The organism is Citrobacter sp. Cpo032 (assembly GCF_030332975.1).
In the GTDB taxonomy this organism is placed as follows: domain Bacteria; phylum Pseudomonadota; class Gammaproteobacteria; order Enterobacterales; family Enterobacteriaceae; genus Citrobacter; species Citrobacter portucalensis.
Genome location: NZ_JAOWGU010000036.1, coordinates 337,743 through 351,863 on the forward strand (window position 1 = coordinate 337,743; position 14,121 = coordinate 351,863).

The 14,121-nt window shown below is 47.0% G+C and carries 14 protein-coding genes and 1 pseudogene; 9 read left to right on the plus strand and 6 right to left on the minus strand.

The features are described from left to right. The first annotated feature begins 79 nt into the window (after nucleotides 1–79). Together OGY33_RS07845 and OGY33_RS07850 are read left to right on the plus strand one after the other, a co-directional pair. Complete coding sequence (locus tag OGY33_RS07845) at nucleotides 80–1,267, plus strand: OmpP1/FadL family transporter (protein WP_149607227.1); 1,188 nt, start codon at nucleotides 80–82, stop codon at nucleotides 1,265–1,267. A 239-nt stretch (nucleotides 1,268–1,506) separates the two neighbouring features. Continuing rightward, nucleotides 1,507–2,136 (plus strand): winged helix-turn-helix transcriptional regulator, encoded by a 630-nt coding sequence (locus OGY33_RS07850; protein WP_008784772.1) that lies wholly within the window; start codon nucleotides 1,507–1,509, stop codon nucleotides 2,134–2,136. Nucleotides 2,137–2,253: 117 nt separating this feature from the next. On the opposite strand, the gene OGY33_RS07855 is transcribed toward OGY33_RS07850, so the two are convergent. Beyond that, nucleotides 2,254–2,640 (minus strand): KPN_03583 family lipoprotein, encoded by a 387-nt coding sequence (locus OGY33_RS07855; protein ID WP_149607226.1) that lies wholly within the window; start codon nucleotides 2,638–2,640, stop codon nucleotides 2,254–2,256. Nucleotides 2,641–2,883: 243 nt separating this feature from the next. Between OGY33_RS07855 and OGY33_RS07860 the strand changes: the two genes are divergently transcribed. The 3 genes from OGY33_RS07860 to OGY33_RS07870 all read left to right on the plus strand — a co-directional run bounded on the left by OGY33_RS07860 (nucleotide 2,884) and on the right by OGY33_RS07870 (nucleotide 5,756). Further along, a complete protein-coding gene (locus OGY33_RS07860; RefSeq protein WP_071692396.1) occupies nucleotides 2,884–4,866 on the plus strand; it encodes an alkyl/aryl-sulfatase in 1,983 nt (660 codons plus the stop codon). A 153-nt stretch (nucleotides 4,867–5,019) separates the two neighbouring features. Then, entirely contained in the window at nucleotides 5,020–5,286 is a 267-nt protein-coding gene (locus OGY33_RS07865) for a type II toxin-antitoxin system TacA family antitoxin (RefSeq protein WP_008784769.1), read from the plus strand. Further along, nucleotides 5,274–5,756, plus strand: coding sequence for a GNAT family N-acetyltransferase (locus OGY33_RS07870; protein WP_048214201.1), 483 nt, complete (start codon nucleotides 5,274–5,276; stop codon nucleotides 5,754–5,756). Before OGY33_RS07865 ends, OGY33_RS07870 begins: the two co-directional genes overlap by 13 nt. A gap of 297 nt (nucleotides 5,757–6,053) precedes the next feature. Here the strand turns inward: OGY33_RS07870 and OGY33_RS07875 are convergent. Together OGY33_RS07875 and OGY33_RS07880 are read right to left on the minus strand one after the other, a co-directional pair. Continuing rightward, nucleotides 6,054–6,269 (minus strand): annotated as a pseudogene (locus OGY33_RS07875) (fatty acid transporter); the annotation flags it as partial. A gap of 74 nt (nucleotides 6,270–6,343) precedes the next feature. After that, the gene (locus tag OGY33_RS07880; protein WP_103014885.1) at nucleotides 6,344–7,957 is read right to left on the minus strand and encodes a mechanosensitive ion channel family protein; all 1,614 of its coding nucleotides are present in this window, start codon (nucleotides 7,955–7,957) and stop codon (nucleotides 6,344–6,346) included. A 382-nt stretch (nucleotides 7,958–8,339) separates the two neighbouring features. Here OGY33_RS07880 and OGY33_RS07885 point away from each other — a divergent pair, with 382 nt between their 5' ends. Together OGY33_RS07885 and OGY33_RS07890 are read left to right on the plus strand one after the other, a co-directional pair. Next, nucleotides 8,340–8,717 (plus strand): hypothetical protein, encoded by a 378-nt coding sequence (locus OGY33_RS07885; protein WP_149607225.1) that lies wholly within the window; start codon nucleotides 8,340–8,342, stop codon nucleotides 8,715–8,717. Nucleotides 8,718–8,769: 52 nt separating this feature from the next. Continuing rightward, nucleotides 8,770–9,606: a DMT family transporter gene (locus tag OGY33_RS07890; RefSeq protein WP_125363450.1), complete on the plus strand. Its 837-nt coding sequence runs from the start codon at nucleotides 8,770–8,772 to the stop codon at nucleotides 9,604–9,606. 9 nt (nucleotides 9,607–9,615) lie between these two features. Here OGY33_RS07890 and OGY33_RS07895 read toward each other — a convergent pair whose 3' ends face one another. Beyond that, nucleotides 9,616–10,137, minus strand: a complete 522-nt coding sequence (locus OGY33_RS07895; RefSeq protein WP_048226507.1) for a GNAT family N-acetyltransferase — start codon at nucleotides 10,135–10,137, stop codon at nucleotides 9,616–9,618. 110 nt (nucleotides 10,138–10,247) lie between these two features. On the opposite strand from OGY33_RS07895, the gene tam reads away from it, so the two are divergent. Together tam and OGY33_RS07905 are read left to right on the plus strand one after the other, a co-directional pair. Beyond that, nucleotides 10,248–11,006, plus strand: a complete 759-nt coding sequence (gene tam / locus OGY33_RS07900) for a trans-aconitate 2-methyltransferase (RefSeq protein ID WP_032943429.1) — start codon at nucleotides 10,248–10,250, stop codon at nucleotides 11,004–11,006. 131 nt (nucleotides 11,007–11,137) lie between these two features. Then, on the plus strand, nucleotides 11,138–11,515 hold the full coding sequence (locus OGY33_RS07905; RefSeq protein WP_003832953.1) for a GFA family protein: 378 nt from the start codon (nucleotides 11,138–11,140) through the stop codon (nucleotides 11,513–11,515). On the opposite strand, the gene OGY33_RS07910 is transcribed toward OGY33_RS07905, so the two are convergent. Together OGY33_RS07910 and OGY33_RS07915 are read right to left on the minus strand one after the other, a co-directional pair. Beyond that, the gene (locus tag OGY33_RS07910) at nucleotides 11,512–12,426 is read right to left on the minus strand and encodes a bestrophin family protein (RefSeq protein ID WP_032943428.1); all 915 of its coding nucleotides are present in this window, start codon (nucleotides 12,424–12,426) and stop codon (nucleotides 11,512–11,514) included. The genes OGY33_RS07905 and OGY33_RS07910 overlap by 4 nt on opposite strands. A 215-nt stretch (nucleotides 12,427–12,641) precedes the next feature. Continuing rightward, nucleotides 12,642–14,093, minus strand: coding sequence for a tagaturonate reductase (locus OGY33_RS07915; RefSeq protein ID WP_191238511.1), 1,452 nt, complete (start codon nucleotides 14,091–14,093; stop codon nucleotides 12,642–12,644). Nucleotides 14,094–14,121 lie beyond the last annotated feature (28 nt).

Here is a 14,121-nt window from a genome sequence, read left to right on the forward strand (position 1 = left end):
TGCTATTAGCATAAATCAATACCGTGTGATAGCTGACCCTACGTTTAGTAAAGAACGACCTCTCCAAACAGGTAATACAATGAAAAAAAATATAATTTTTCTCTCCGGGATGATCTTTTCATCGGTCGATCACGCCAGTGCGCTCTATTTCTATGAAATCGGAACGGAGGATACCGCACTGGCTGGTGCAGGGCAGGCCGCTCGTGCTCAGGATGCCTCTACGCTGTTAACAAACCCTGCGGGGATGACTCGTTTACCTGACCATATGGTCACCGGAGGATTACAGGCGATGGGCGGAGATATTCCCTATACGCTGAATAATACGACAGATGGCAGACAAAGCCCCGGTAATGTAATGACGCTTTTCCCCAATGCCAGCATGTTTTATACGCAACGGCTGAGTGATACCGTTTCTGCCGGTTTGGGTTTGTACGGCAACTATGGGTTAGGTATCGACTTCGGCAACTGGGCAGGGGCTCGGTTAATTAAACAAAGTACCATGGTTGCGATGACGCTGAGTCCCGCCGTTGCATGGAAACTAAGTGATAAGGTGTCGGTTGGCGCAGCTGCAGGGCTAAACTATGGTTTTCTGTCGCTAAGCAGAGATGTCGATGGCCACGATGAGAAACAAAGCGATCATGACTGGGCGATGAATTACCACCTTGGGTTATTAATGGACATAACTGACAATACTCGGGCGGGTGTAACCTGGACCAGCAAGACTGATTATCATTTTAATATAGACGGGACAGCGCGTTTTCCCAATATACCTAATATTGGATATGATCTGCCGATCTCCACACAGGTCCGTGCTCCGCAGCAGGTGATGTTTAGTCTGGTTCACGATATCAACAGGCAGTGGTCAGTGATGGGCGATCTTGGCTGGCAGGACTGGAGTCAGTTTGGCAGCCCGCAGATTACAATAAATGGTCAGCAAAGCGATCGTGATAATCGTCTGAAAGATACATGGCATACAGCGCTGGGCGTGCAATATCATCCCGATGAGCAGTGGCGCATTAATGCCGGTATTGCATATGACAGTTCACCGTACAAATCGCAAAGTGATGTAGCGCTTTCGATGCCAACCGGCGATGAATGGCGACTTGCCACCGGTGCACAGTACCAGATTACGCCAGCCAGCAATATTGGCGTTGCCGTTGAGTATTTGCACATGCAGTCGTCCAACGTCAAATCTGATATCTTTGCAGGCCAATATAAGAACCCGTGGTTATGGTTTGCCAGTGTCAACTACAGCTATCAATTCTAGCGCCGTTATTCCCGATTAAATATCTCACGAATTGTTAATAGTCACCATAGCGGATTATCTATCCGGCGGTGTCTGGCGACCATCTGCTGGTGGTCTTATCACTCACGCTCGTTTAAATAAAAATAAATTTGTACTTTTATTATTGAGCAATTTATGGTTTTAATATGAATCTGTACTACCTTCATGGAATATAGGTAAAAGCATATTGTTTTCTCGATCAAAATAATACAGGTTTGATTATGCAAATTTCACCTCCGGTACGCCCAGAACAAAGCATACAACGCTTAATGCAAGCACTTGAACCGATTGCAGAAAAGATGAAGGTTGTGCCGCGGCGTCGTATCATGTGGAAATACAAGAATAAGCCTCAACTCTACCTTTTTTTGCAAGGGGAGCTGTCCATTTTACGTTCTTCTGATGGTCTGTTAATCGTGACCGTCTATGAACCCCATCTGTTCGGTATTGCCGAAATGATCCAACCGGTACACGGCCATTTATTGCGCGCTGAAGCTGAATCAACCTTATTACGCGTTGATGCCGATAAAGCACGAGAACTCTTTCATCAACAAGGCTTGTGGGAAGATGCGGCGGCAGTGCTTTCATATCATACGGGTTATCTCTTTTATCGTGATGATTTAGTCGTACAGCAGCGTACTTATTCAGTGATACGTAACCACCTCGAAGAGATGATTTTGTTGCCGGAAGAGACGCGCAAGCGAGTTTCTATTTTGGATTATATTCAGGATCGGACCCACTTATCGCGCAGCAGTGTTTTAAATGTTGTATCTGCGTTAAAAAAAGGAGGGTATATTGATTTTGAACGCGGAGGGTATCTTACTTCCATCAATAAATTACCTGAGCGCTTTTAAATAAACCCACAAACAAGTTACAAATCGATTTTCTAAATTTAATATTCTATTATAGTGGCATGCTATATATCAATCGCAAAAAAATCCTCCTCATCATTCTCTGAGGAGGATTTCTTGTTATTCAATAAGAGAGTTCACGGACTGATTAATGCTTAACAGTCCTGTTTGATTATGCTCCTTATAATAAAAATTGTTCATTTGCTGCATTTGTTCGAGCTTGGTTAAAGAAGCATAAACCTGGTATGCCTGGCTATGAACGTCAAACATCTCTCTTGGCTTAACCTCATGAAGATATTCATTTTTTAACGAACTCACGACGTTTTCAATTTGCTGTTTATTATCCTGGTATAAGGACAGGGATGCCGAGTCACTACTTGATTTTGACTCGGGTTGTGCCTGAACAACAGGGATCACCATTTTATTGATTTTAACAACTTTCTTTGGGGGAGAAGTATTACAGCCAGAAAGTATCCCAGTGATGAGAAGTAGATAGAGAGTGCGCATATATAGTGTTCTAAAGACAATGGATGCCAGCCATTATCTTTTTATACAGTCAGGTGTCTACAGCTATTTTGTTTAAATAAAAACAAAATGAAATTTAAAATTAAATGTCATTGCATTATATTGTTTCATAAGATCATGTTAGCCTACGAGCATTAGATCATAGAAACCTGATAAACACAGTATTACGGAAGCTTCTCAACAATCAGAGCAGCAGGGTTTCTAATATATTATTAGTGAGGATTTATGAAACTTAATAAACTAGTGAGTTATCTGGCATTAGCTGGCGTGTGTTCAACATCATTAATATCACTACCTGTATTGGCACAGGAAGGGGCAAAAGATGCGACTGCTCAGACCAAAAGTGCGAATGACGCCTTATATGGTCAATTGCCATTCACTGATAAAACCGATTTTATGAACGCTCATAAAGGTTTTATTGCTCCGCTTCCCAGTGAATTGATTAAAGGTAAGCAGGGAAATGTTGTTTGGGACCCTCAGCAATATGCCTTTATCAAAGAGGGCGAAAAAGCCCCCGACACGGTTAATCCAAGCCTGTGGCGTCAGTCGCAGTTGATCAATATTGGCGGCTTGTTCCAGGTCACTGATGGCGTGTATCAAATCCGTAATCTTGATCTCTCGAATATGACAATTATGGAAGGGAAAGAGGGCATTACGGTCATTGATCCGCTTGTCTCGGCAGAAACCGCGAAAGTAGGAATGGACCTTTATTATAAGAATCGCGGTAAAAGACCCGTTGTTGCCGTCATTTATACACACAGCCATGTTGATCACTACGGTGGCGTCCGCGGCGTGATTGATGACGCTGATGTGAAATCCGGGAAAGTGAAGGTATATGCACCGGCTGGTTTTATGAAGGAAGCTGTATCTGAAAATATTATGGCAGGTAACGCCATGAGTCGCCGAGCCAGTTACATGTACGGCAATCTGCTGAAACCGGATGCAAAAGGTCAGGTCGGTGCGGGTCTGGGGACGACAACCTCCGCCGGTACGGTGACGCTGATTGAACCCACTAACTATATTACCCACACCGGGCAGAAAGAAGTTATCGACGGTCTAACCTATGACTTCATGATGGCACCGGGATCGGAAGCACCTTCTGAAATGCTGTGGTATGTAGAAGAGAAGGGAATGATCGAAGCTGCAGAGGATGTCACCCATACGCTACATAACACTTATTCATTACGTGGCGCGAAGATCCGCGATCCGCTGGCATGGTCAAAATATATCAATGACGTTATTGGCCGCTGGGGTGGAAAGGCAAACATTATTATTGCTCAGCATCACTGGCCGACCTGGGGTAATGAAAATGTGGTGAAGTTAATGAAAAGTCAGCGTGATATGTACCGTTACATCAACGATCAGACGCTGCGTATGGCTAACCAGGGGCTGACCCGTGACGAAATCGCCGCTAACTTCAAACTGCCGTCTGGTCTGGAAAAATCATGGGCCAGCCGTGGATACTATGGTTCTGTCAGCCATGATGTGAAAGCAACGTATGTCTTTTACCTCGGCTGGTTCAACGGTAATCCGGCAACACTGAATGAATTACCGCCCGTTGATGCCGCGAAGAAATATGTCGATTATATGGGCGGCGCTGATGCAATCATGCAAAAAGCGAAAACGGATTACGCCCAGGGCAATTACCGTTGGGTGGCGCAAGTCACTAACAATATCGTCTTTGCTGATCCGAGCAATAAAGAAGCCCGTAATCTGGAAGCCGATGCCCTTGAACAAATGGGTTACCAGGCTGAGTCCGGTCCATGGCGTAATTTTTATCTGACAGGTGCACAAGAATTACGCAACGGTGTGGTAAAAGGCGCGACGCCAAATACCGCCAGCCCGGATACCGTTAAGGCCATGTCGCCGGAGATGTTCTTTGATTATCTCGCGGTACATATTAACGGAGAAAAAGCGGCAAATGCGCAGGCAGTCTTCAACGTCGATTTAGGTGCTGACGGCGGTAAATACAAACTGGAACTGGAAAACGGTGTTCTTAACCATAGCGCTGATGCTCAGGCCAGCAATGCTGATGCCTCCATTACGCTTAACCGTGCAACGTTGAACAAAATTATTCTCAAGGAAGAATCGCTGAAACAGGCAGAAGAGAAGGGTGATGTACAAATTTCCGGCAATCATGCCAAGCTTGATGAGTTCCTCGGGTATTTAGATAGCTTTGATTTCTGGTTTAACATGGTAACGCCTTAATTGTAGAGACAAACTATGCCATAACCCGCCAGCACTGGCGGGTTTTTTATTGTTGCTTATCAGAGTATTGAGTTGTACGAGACTGTATAGCAGTTGCTATACATAAGCCTTATGGTATGCTTGTAAAGCAATTGCTATACAAGAGGCTTAATAATGAAATCAGATGTCCAGCTCAACCTTAGAGCTAAAGAATCCCAACGCGCGCTTATTGATGCGGCCGCAGAGATTCTACATAAATCGCGTACAGACTTTATTCTGGAAATGGCCTGCCAGGCGGCAGAGAACGTTATTCTCGATCGCCGAGTGTTTAATTTTAATGATGAACAATACGCTGAGTTTATCGAGATGCTTGATGCTCCGGTTGCCGAAGATCCCGCTATCAGGAAGCTACTGGCAAGGAAACCACAGTGGGATTTGTAACCGCACCAGAGCCGCTAACTCACATTCATCAATTGGCGGAATTTGTCAGCGGAGAAATTGTTCTCGATGATTGGTTAAAGCAAAAAGGGTTGAAAAATCAGGCTCTCGGTGCAACCAGGACGTTTGTTGTCTGCAAAACAGACACGCGACAAGTCGCTGGCTTTTATTCACTGGCCACTGGTAGCGTCAACCACACAGAAGCAACAGGCAATCTTCGGCGTAACATGCCAGATCCAATCCCCGTAATTATCCTTGCCAGATTGGCCGTAGATCTTTCTGTTCGTGGAAAAGGGTTAGGGGCCGATCTGCTTCACGATGCGGTACTGCGGTGTTACAAAGTGGCAGAAAATATTGGCGTGCGTGCCGTTATGGTGCATGTGCTCACAGACGAAGCTAAACGTTTTTATCTTCACCACGGATTCAAAGCATCTCAACTGCAGGAGCGAACTCTGTTCCTTGGGCTTTCATGATTGTAATGAGCAGAGGAGGTCAATGGCCAAACGTGGGCCACATGGGGATTCAACTGAGTACGTATCAAATTGCATTTAACATAATATACATTATGCGCACTAAAGTAAATAAAGGCTGAATCTGATGTTTTATGGTCATCCTTGTGCTGCTCAATAATGACGCCTCAAAACCCTTTCAAGCGCAGTTACCTCAACAGCGCTAACAGTTCTGGATGATGGCTCTCGACTGCAACTGGTTATGCAAATAGCTGTTTTATGTCTTCTACAATTCCACCGCGACTCTCACTTCACTGAACATTAGAACTGATAACTGTAGTTCACACTGGCAAACCACAGATACGGATTATCGTAACTCCCCTGATAAATTGATGGTGACTGTACGTGGGACGACTGCATATGCAGATACGACACGGCAGCACCGATATTGCTTTGTGGTGTAATTTGATATTGCGCTCCGGTAGCAAATCGCCATTCATCACCGGTCGGCATCGTCAGCGCCACATCGCTTTGCGAATGCTAGCTGCGTCTGAACGGTACTTACGTCATCCCCCTGATAGCGATAGCGAGAAGCAGAAAAAGCCAACGCATTATTTCCCGCCTTCTGGCGGTGTTGCGGGTGCGGTATACCAATTCTCTTTGGCCACCATCACGCTGTTTTCTGGCTGTAGCACAAAATTCGGAGACATAATCTGCACGTTAAATTCGTTGAAGACGTCCTGAATATTGCTATGCAGTTCATTACGGGCATCTGCCAGTGATACATCCGGCAGCAGGCGCACCTGCAATTCATAGGAAATATACCAGTCCATCAGACTCAGCTGACGCACCAACGGCGGCTGTGAAAGATCGATTCCTTTGGCCCGCTTGGCTGCCAACTCCAGCATTGCGTGGACCTGGCGCCAGGGCGTGTCGTAGCCAATGGTAACGCCGACCGTCAGGTTGACGCCGCCGTTGGTGCTCTGCGCGCTAAGGTTAGTAATTTTTCCACTAACCACTACCGCATTTGGCACTGTGACCACGTAATTTTCACGAGTGATAATTTTGGTCGCGAGCATACCAATTTCGCTTACCAATCCCTCGTTGTCCGCTACCCGAATCATGTCGCCTTTGCGCAGCGCGCGCGAATAGATCAAAACCAGTCCGCTCATTGCGTGGTTCATCACCCCGGCCGACCCCAGCGTGAGCATCAGGCCAAAGAAAACGCTGATACCTTTAAACGCCAGTGAATTGGCACCGGGCAAAAAGGGATAGGCTGCAGATAGCGCAAAGAGCCACACCACCACAGAGATTAACTTACGGGTTGCGCCCACGGTTTCTGGATGAATTCCAGGCAACTGCAAACGCCCTGCCTCCACCTGGTTGAGAACCACCTTAAGCAACTTCAGGATGAACGCCGTGATGAGAAAAATGATCAGGACGATCATCAAGCCAGGTAACGCTGAGACAATCGACAATGCAATATCACGCACTACGTGTACAGACCAGTCACCAAGGGACTCTCCCCAGACGCGCGTCCAGGGAAACAGGCTAAAGGCCCAACTCAGCCAAACGTAAAGTGCAACGATACCCAGCAGGATCATCAACAGTGCGTACAGGCGTGTCTCGATAGCGCCGATAAAACGCCGCCAACTCTGGGGGATCCAGCTTTTGTTCTCAAAAATGCGACGACGATAAACGCGTCTGACCCAACGCCAGGAACGGTATGCACCGAACCAAAACAGCACCAGTCCCACCAGACCAGCCATCGTTTTCACCGCCGACAGCGCCAGCCAGCCGCTGTTATACTGATCGCTCAATGCAGACCGCTGCGCCTCCATGCGCGCCAGTACGCGCTGCGCCGCCTGGTCGAGCGTAAGATCGTCTCCTTCGTCGAGATCGCCTTGTGTCAGCAACATCACCGGTTTACCGTTCATCACGATAAGCCTTCCCGGCTGGTTATAACGCGTGACCGACACAACCTGTAACGGTTCGCGAACATCGGCTTCAGTGAAATTTCGTAGCGTATTGCGGATGCGCAGCACCCGCTCTTCTGGCGTGGTAAGGCCGAATTTCGCCTGGAGCATGACAATCGGTTGATGAAAAATATAAACCGTTCGCGCGCGTTCCTTTTCGGTGGGTTCCTGACGAGGTTCCGCCGCATATGTGTTAACAACCAAAGAGGAAAGAAAGCACATTAAAAAAGCGATCACAATCCTGTTCATATTCGCCACCGAAAACGCGAGAATTATCGTTATTATTCAAAAAGCCAACGCAAATTTGATTGCTTTTTTTAGCATAGACCAGCCTTTCACTTACGCAATGTTAGTGAGAATGAGATCTTCATTTGATGTGAAAGATGATATGTCTCTGGGAAGGCTCTTATCTTCATCGTCGCTAATTTGAAACGCACATACCTCTGACCAAAAGTACATAGTCTCAATTATTACGTCATGAGATTTTGGCTTTGGAAGCTTTCATTTAAAAATATAAAGCCGCACATCTGTGATTTTTTAGCAATGGTATGTAATCGTTCGTTATATACTGAACCCGGTGACTTCACTTACTTTCAGAAATACGATAATAAAATTGAGTACATATCGGACAATGCGAAACAAAAAAAGCAAAACCATCCTACGCTTCATGCTCTTGCTACTATTTACCTCTACGCTGTCGAGCTGCACATTAACCCGTGTTTCCGACAGCACACATGCCAAAGAGGTCGATGAGCTGAATGTTATTGGTCTGAGCCTGGAGGCAGCAAGGCAAAGAGCAACTGAAAAAGGTTTTGTGTGCAGCGAATACGGAAACGTGAACACGGTTGTAACCGAACAGGGTGAGCATCTATGGCTACAAACTGAATGCAGCAAGAAAAGTGCAGAGCTGTTCTGCCCACAAATGCGTTTTGTCGTTCTTAATGTCGATCCCAACACGAATAGAGTCGTTGATGTTGGCAATTATGTTAATCAACACACCTGTTTTTAAAGACAACACCTGCATCTTTTACTAATTATCGTATCGACTAAAGGACGTTATCTTGCTCATCAGAATCATCATCGCAATGGTCGCATTTGCCGGCAACTCCGTACTTTGCCGACTCGCGTTGAAGGGGATGCATGCTGATGCTATTTCATTCAGCAGCCTCCGGTTGATAAGTGGCGCAATTGCCCTTTTTTTATTTATTGCGATAACATCTGACAGCAGAAAATTTGAATTCAAGTGGTTAAATGCCCTGCTACTTTGCATCTATGTTTTTTCATTCTCCATTGCCTATGTTTCTCTCAGCACCGGCGCTGGTGCCCTGCTGCTCTTTGGTACCGTTCAGCTCGTCATGACAGTATGGGGGATAGCTCAGGGAGAAAAGCTCGTAATTTTAAAAATAACAGGAATACTCGGAGCATTGGCTGGAATAGCCATATTGCTGCTTCCTGGTGCAGAACGCCCTTCCCTGTATGCTGCAATAATGATGGTTATTGCTGGGTTAGCCTGGGCGTTCTACAGTATCACAGGGAAAAAAATCACGGATGCTGCTGCCTCTACCGGGGGGAATTTCATCCTGGCAATCCCGGTCGCATTGATTATTCCTCTGTTCTTCCGCTCTCATCTTCATATTGATATATATGGATTAGTTCTGGGCGTGCTTTCTGGTGCAATTACATCGGGAGGTGCATATCTGCTCTGGTATTCATTGCTCCCCTTACTCAGGTCCACAACGGCCAGTACTATTCAACTCAGCGTACCTTGTCTGGCCACTCTCGGTGGGATCATATTTTTGGGCGAAACGCTCACCGTCAGAATCCTTCTCGCAAGCATCATTATTTTGGCTGGAATTGGCTTAGTTATTTTCTCTGATATGAGAAAAGGAGCAAAATAGACTGATTAATTATCGGCAAAGACGATACAGAACATGTTGTGCCAATCGATGATCTGGCGGCAACGCGGGATGCGTAAACTCTTCTGTTTTATTCATACCAAGTCGTATCATCAGATTCTCTGACGGTTTATTCAGCACAGAAGTAAATGAAACGACTTCATTTAGCGCCAGTACGTCAAAAGCAAATGCAAGACTCGCTTGTGCGGCTTCTAACGCCAGACCCTGGTGCCAGTATGCTTTAGCAAGCCGCCAGCCAATTTCGGTACAGGGTGAAAAATGAAATTTATCAGGTTGTGGATGCAACCCCACACAGCCCACAAACTGGTGTGTTTCTTTTAGCTCTACGGCCCAAAATCCCCAGCCGCGTTCTGCAATACCTTCACTAAATCTATCGGCCAGGTTATCGCTTTCAGCTTTCTGTAGCGGCGCGGGGAAAAAACGCATCACGTCAGAATCGGCATTGAGTGCAGCAAAAGGGGCTCGGTCTTTAGCCTCCCACTGTCGCAATATCAACCTTGATGTTTCCAGCATATTCCTGCCCTTATCATTCATTTTCATATAATCTTCTAAAATAAGTGGCTCATCGGCAAGGTCTTATACCGCCCTTTTCCGACTTTTCCTCTCATACTGGAGATTTATACATGGCCGACTGGAACCCTTCGCTTTATCTGCAATATGCAACTGAACGTTCAAGACCCGCAGCAGAATTACTCAGCCGTGTGGCGTTAGAAAATGTCCGCTCAGTTGTTGATCTTGGTTGTGGTCCGGGAAACAGTACGGCATTGCTGCATCAGCGCTGGCCCACGGCAAAGACAACAGGTGTCGATTCTTCACCTGCTATGCTGAATGAAGCGCGCAACGCATTACCTGACTGCCATTTTATCGAAGCGGATATTAGCCAGTTTCAGCCCGAGCATCCCGTGGATCTGCTTTATGCAAATGCGTCGTTACAGTGGGTGCCCGATCACTATGAATTATTCCCACATTTGGTCTCACAACTGAGTCACAACGGTGTTCTGGCCGTGCAAATGCCGGATAACTGGCTGGAGCCCACGCATGTACTGATGCGCGAAGTGGCTTATGAACAAGATTACCCCGACCGGGGGCGTGCTCCGCTTCCTGGCGTTCACGCCTACTATGATATTTTGACCGAAGCGGGTTGTGATGTAGATATCTGGCGTACAACGTATTATCACATTATGGATTCGCATCAGGCGATTATCGACTGGGTAAGCTCAACGGGACTACGCCCCTGGTTACAGGATTTGAGCGAAAGCGAGCAGCGTCATTACCTGGCTCGCTACCATGAACTGCTTCAGGATCAATATCCGTTGCAGGAAAACGGCAATATTTTGCTGGCCTTTCCGCGGTTGTTTATTGTTGCCAGACGCAATAGTTAAGCGTTTATCATCAGACAGATCACAGGACAGGGCTACCGAGTATGCGCGCCCTCGCCTTTTTATCATAAGGATCTAGTGGCTATGTCAGGCATCTGCTAGTGTCTTGCCACATGTTACTGACGGGGGTTGTTATGTCTAAAGTCTACATTGGTGGGTGTCTGTGTGGCTCGATCCGCTTCACAGCCAGCAGTCCTAATAATTCCCATACCTGCTCATGCGATATATGCCGGAAACATACGGGTGCCCCGACCGTCGTCTGGATTGAGTTTGATGCAGAAAATGTAGAATGGACAGGAAAAGCCGGAAAACCGACAACCTGGCGCTCATCTGAAACCACCAGTCGGGCTTTTTGCCCTCAGTGCGGTAGTTCCGTGGGCGCCATCGATGACGCTCCGGTCATTGCGCTTTTAGCCGGCGCTTTTGACGATCCTAATGATGAAGATCTGGCGCCGGAGTTTCATTCGTTTTCTGATATGCGGCCAGCATGGTGGGAAACAGAACGAAACTAAGTTAGTTGGTAATGTTTATCCGGCATATGTTTTGCTGGCACATTGGTTTCATCGTTCATTTGCAGTAAATCGATTTCGATTGCATTGCAAATCGCATCCAGCGGCAGGTCATTGTTCTCAGTACCAAACGGATCTTCAAGCTCTTCCGCAAGCGCATCAAGCGAGATAAAAGTATAGGAAATCAGCACTGAAATAAACGGCGTCATGTAGTGAAGATCCACCACCAACGCGAATGGCAGCATGATACAAAACAGATAAACAGTGCGATGAAGGATCAAAGTATAAGCAAACGGAACGGGTGTATTCGCGATTCGCTCACAACCTGCCAGTACTGCCGACATATCATTTAATCTGTTGTTTAAACTATGAAATAATATATCGGACAGCTGCCCATCACGTCTGCGCACGGCCAACCACTCCCCCATCAGCAACAAAATGCGGTTTGCTGGCGATTGTGCGGCAAATACCGTCTGCAGATCTTTCTCGCTGAGATATTTCGCCAACGGCTCTGCCTGTGGGTTTCGACGTAATGTCATGCGTAAACAGTGGGCAAATGCGATTTGCAGACGAACAAACTGCCCCAGTTCGGCGTCATCCGGTAAGGTGGTTTTCACCTCGCGAAGTAGTGACCGGGAAGCAATCATCAACTGCCCCCACAGGTGTCGGGCTTCGACATAACGTGAATAGCAGGCGTTATTGCGAAAACCTAAAAAGATAGCAATCGCCACGCCCAGAATACTGAACGGTGCCAGGGTAAATTTGATACCCAACATCGTATACCAGGGCAACATGATGATAACGGCGATGGAGAGCAGGAAGTTCAGCAGCAGTCGTGAAAATATTTTAGATAATACGGAACCATGCCAGACGAATATCAGGCGCAGCCAGTGTTGTTGGGGACGAACGATCATGGTTATCTTCGGGAAAATGTGAAATCCGTCACATTAGACGCGATAGCGATCAATGTTGCAAGTTAATCGCAACATTATCCCAACAACTTTGGCCCTGCTTAAAATGAAGCCGCACCTAAGTCACAGACCGGGTTTATGATATAAACCACATAGTATGTTGTAACTAATGTATATCCAGAAAAAACCCGGCCTGAGCCGGGTTATCGGTAGTCGTCTTAGCACAGTGGCTTAACGGCTTCACGCATACCTTTTGCCAGAATGGTATCCAGATCGGCAGAGACCTGTTCCACCAGTCCAGAAACCTGCGTCAGATCTTGTTCCCAGTGTTCTTTGACACCCAGTACAGATTTGACCAACGCTTCGGTACTTATCTGGCGATCGCGATGCTGGGACCACAGCTGTTGAAAACGTTCTATCCAGTGCGCATCATCCTGAACCGGATAAGACTCACCGTTGCGCTCTCCACGATAAAAAGCAATTAACGCGGCAAGTGCAAACGTCAAACGCGCCGGCAGCTTACCGCTGGCCTGTTGCCCTGCCAGCAGTTGCGGCAATATACGGGTGCGGAACTTGGTCATGCCATTCAGGGCAATCGACAGCAGCTGATGTTTTATATACGGGTTGCAGAATCGACCGGTTACCGCGCTGGCGAAAGAAGCTAACTCATCACGTGGTAAATCCAGTACCGGAATGATCTCTTCATAGATCGCTTTCTCCACGAAAGCACAAATCTCAGCGTCATTCATCGCCTCGCCCACGGTGTCCAACCCTGCCTGCCAGGCAACAGGGACCAGCGCGGTGTGAGCACCGTTGAGAATCGCCACTTTGCGCTCTTTGTACGGTTTGATGTCATCCACGATCAGGACATTCAGCGGATACTTATCCAGACGTAGTTCTGCGGCTAATGACTTTGGCCCCTGAATGACAAACAGATAGAAGTGTTCTGCGGTATCGAGGAAAGCATCATGATAGCCCAGTTCTGCTTCGAGCTTAGCAACCTCATCACGCGGATAGCCGGTAACAATACGGTCCACCAGCGTGGAGCAAAATGCATTGGCCTGATCCAGCCACTGAATAAACGCTTCCGGCAGCGCCCATTCCTGAGCGTAGCGCAGAACCAGTTCACGCAGTGCATCACCGTTATAATCAATCAGTTCGCAAGGGATGATAATCCAGCCTTTATCCAATGCGCCGTTAAAATAGCTGAAGCGTTCGAACAGCAGACGCGTCAGTTTAGCCGGATAACTAACTGCTGGCGCGTCGTCAAACTTATCGCCCGCGTGGTAACTGATACCTGCTTCCGTGGTGTTAGAGAACACAAAACGCATATCAGGATTATGCGCCAGCTTCAGGAACTCATCGTATTCGCTATAGACGCTGATTTCACGGTTAATTGAACGAATTAGACGGGCATCACTGACGGCCTCGCCCTTCTCATTCAAACCACGAATGATAGTGGTATAGAGGCCATCCTGCGTACTCAGCGATGGCGGGAAGGAACTTTCGATAGGACGAACAATGACCACACCAGCGTTCAGATCGGTATGTTCGTTCAGCAGATCTACCTGCCAGTCTACAAAGGCGCGCAGGAAGTTTCCTTCACCAAACTGAATAATACGTTCAGGATACTGAGCACCGGGGAAATCGCGACGATTTAGTGTTTGCACAATGGGTTCCCTTTATGATTAGTCATAC

Bases quoted from the DNA above. Each gene is read 5' to 3' on its own strand.
- OGY33_RS07860 (WP_071692396.1), top strand. From the start codon at position 2,884: ATGAAACTTAATAAACTAGTGAGTTATCTGGCATTAGCTGGCGTGTGT.
- OGY33_RS07895 (WP_048226507.1), bottom strand. From the start codon at position 10,137: ATGCTGGAAACATCAAGGTTGATATTGCGACAGTGGGAGGCTAAAGAC.
- tam (WP_032943429.1), top strand. From the start codon at position 10,248: ATGGCCGACTGGAACCCTTCGCTTTATCTGCAATATGCAACTGAACGT.
- OGY33_RS07845 (WP_149607227.1), top strand. From the start codon at position 80: ATGAAAAAAAATATAATTTTTCTCTCCGGGATGATCTTTTCATCGGTC.
- OGY33_RS07855 (WP_149607226.1), bottom strand. From the start codon at position 2,640: ATGCGCACTCTCTATCTACTTCTCATCACTGGGATACTTTCTGGCTGT.
- OGY33_RS07865 (WP_008784769.1), top strand. From the start codon at position 5,020: ATGAAATCAGATGTCCAGCTCAACCTTAGAGCTAAAGAATCCCAACGC.
- OGY33_RS07850 (WP_008784772.1), top strand. From the start codon at position 1,507: ATGCAAATTTCACCTCCGGTACGCCCAGAACAAAGCATACAACGCTTA.
- OGY33_RS07885 (WP_149607225.1), top strand. From the start codon at position 8,340: ATGCGAAACAAAAAAAGCAAAACCATCCTACGCTTCATGCTCTTGCTA.
- OGY33_RS07910 (WP_032943428.1), bottom strand. From the start codon at position 12,426: ATGATCGTTCGTCCCCAACAACACTGGCTGCGCCTGATATTCGTCTGG.
- OGY33_RS07880 (WP_103014885.1), bottom strand. From the start codon at position 7,957: ATGAACAGGATTGTGATCGCTTTTTTAATGTGCTTTCTTTCCTCTTTG.
- OGY33_RS07905 (WP_003832953.1), top strand. From the start codon at position 11,138: ATGTCTAAAGTCTACATTGGTGGGTGTCTGTGTGGCTCGATCCGCTTC.